Source organism: Pseudoalteromonas sp. SG44-1, assembly GCF_014164315.1.
GTDB classification, from domain to species: domain Bacteria; phylum Pseudomonadota; class Gammaproteobacteria; order Enterobacterales; family Alteromonadaceae; genus Pseudoalteromonas; species Pseudoalteromonas rhizosphaerae.
In genome coordinates, this window is record NZ_JACJEW010000170.1 from 1 (window position 1) to 1454 (window position 1454).

A 1454-nucleotide genomic window follows, 5' to 3' on the forward strand; every position below is an offset into this window, starting at 1 on the left:
ACCTTGTGGTGCATAACTATATATCAACATGCTTACAGTACCTTGCTGAGCAGCCAGATAACCTTGAGCCACTGCTACCTTGGAACATTAAACAAAGCTAGGTGTCGTTAGCTATACGCTTACAATAAAGCCAACAATGCTACCGAGGTTTACGACCTTGAGGGTGCATATTGGGAGTTTGAAATTGAGCTTGCCAATGTGCCTGAGCGCGATGCGTTGGCGCTTGATGGTTTTATTGCCAGCCTGCGCGGCCAAGTGGGCACGTTTACTTTAATTGATTACCGCCGTGAGCAGCTTGATAAAGATTTTGTGGGCTATGTACGCGGTGCAAACCAAGATGGCAATATTTTAAACATTGATGGCCTACCCGCCAACCAAACCTTATTGGTTGTTGGCGAACGTATGCAAGTAGGTGTTGGCCAAAACACTGAGCTAAAAGTTTTAACCCAAGATTTAGTGACTGACTCACTTGGCCGCGCCACAGTAATATTTGAATCCCCTCTGCGTAAAATACCTGCAGACAACACCCTAATTACCTTTAAACAACCGGTTGGTTTATTCCGTTTGGCTGATAACAAGCAAGGCCTTGCCATTGCGCAGTATAAAAACGGCATAGTTACAAGCTGGAAAATTAAAGGTCGGGAGGCGTTTTAATGGAAAGCCTAAACGCCGCCCTACTTACTGACTTAGCCACCAGTGGCCGCGCTCGCTTTTTTGTACGCCTGGCGTTTAAAAGCGGCGATGTACTGCTGCATACAGGCGTAGGTGAACGCCGCTTTGCTAATTTAACCTGGCATGGCGTGGGCATGCTTGGCACTGTGAGCGAAATACCCGCCAGCGATAAAAACGACAGCACCAGCATACGTTTAACCCTACACACCCAAGACCAAGCTGTATTAGCCGAGGTGGCCGAAAACGACCCTATAAGCCAGGGCTGTGAAATTTACCTTGTTACTGTGGATGAACACTACCGCGTAAGCCAAAGCCAATTGCTTGAAAGTGGATACATTGTTGCCTGTGACGTAGAGCGCGGCGATGTATCGCAAATACAGCTAAGTGTTGCAGGTGAAAGCGAGCGCTGGAAAGAAGCCCGTTTAAATCAACGTTGGAACGACGCCACCCAAAAATCACTTTACCCAAATGATTTGTTTTTTAGTGAACAAACCACCGCGAACAAACAAAACCTACCTGACACACAACCTGGTAACTACATAGGAGGCCGTCGCAATGAACGTCGCCGCTAAGCTTGCTGCTTTTATAACAAACCGAAACTGTGAACCGTTTAAATGGGGTAAAAATGATTGCTGCTTATTGGTTGCCGACTGGGTTTTATTTGCAACTGGCAGTGATGTAGCTGCGGATTTTAGAGGTAAGTACCGCACTGAAACTGGCGCGTTTAAACAACTATTTAAACGCGGTTTAAATGATGTTCAAAGTGTGTTTAAAGAGCGTTT

3 protein-coding genes are annotated in these 1454 nt (G+C 46.2%); all 3 read left to right on the forward strand.

Annotated features, from left to right (window positions below; translation table 11 throughout):
- The first annotated feature begins 198 nt into the window (after nt 1-198).
- Nucleotides 199-654 (forward strand): hypothetical protein, encoded by a 456-nt coding sequence (locus H5187_RS23525; RefSeq protein ID WP_310737481.1) that lies wholly within the window; start codon nt 199-201, stop codon nt 652-654.
- A complete protein-coding gene (locus H5187_RS23530) occupies nt 654-1244 on the forward strand; it encodes a hypothetical protein (RefSeq protein WP_182798473.1) in 591 nt (196 codons plus the stop codon). The genes H5187_RS23525 and H5187_RS23530 overlap by 1 nt, the downstream gene beginning before the upstream one ends.
- A partial coding sequence (locus H5187_RS23535) for a DUF6950 family protein (RefSeq protein ID WP_409072564.1) occupies nt 1228-1454 on the forward strand: 227 nt, incomplete at its 3' end. The genes H5187_RS23530 and H5187_RS23535, both read left to right, overlap by 17 nt.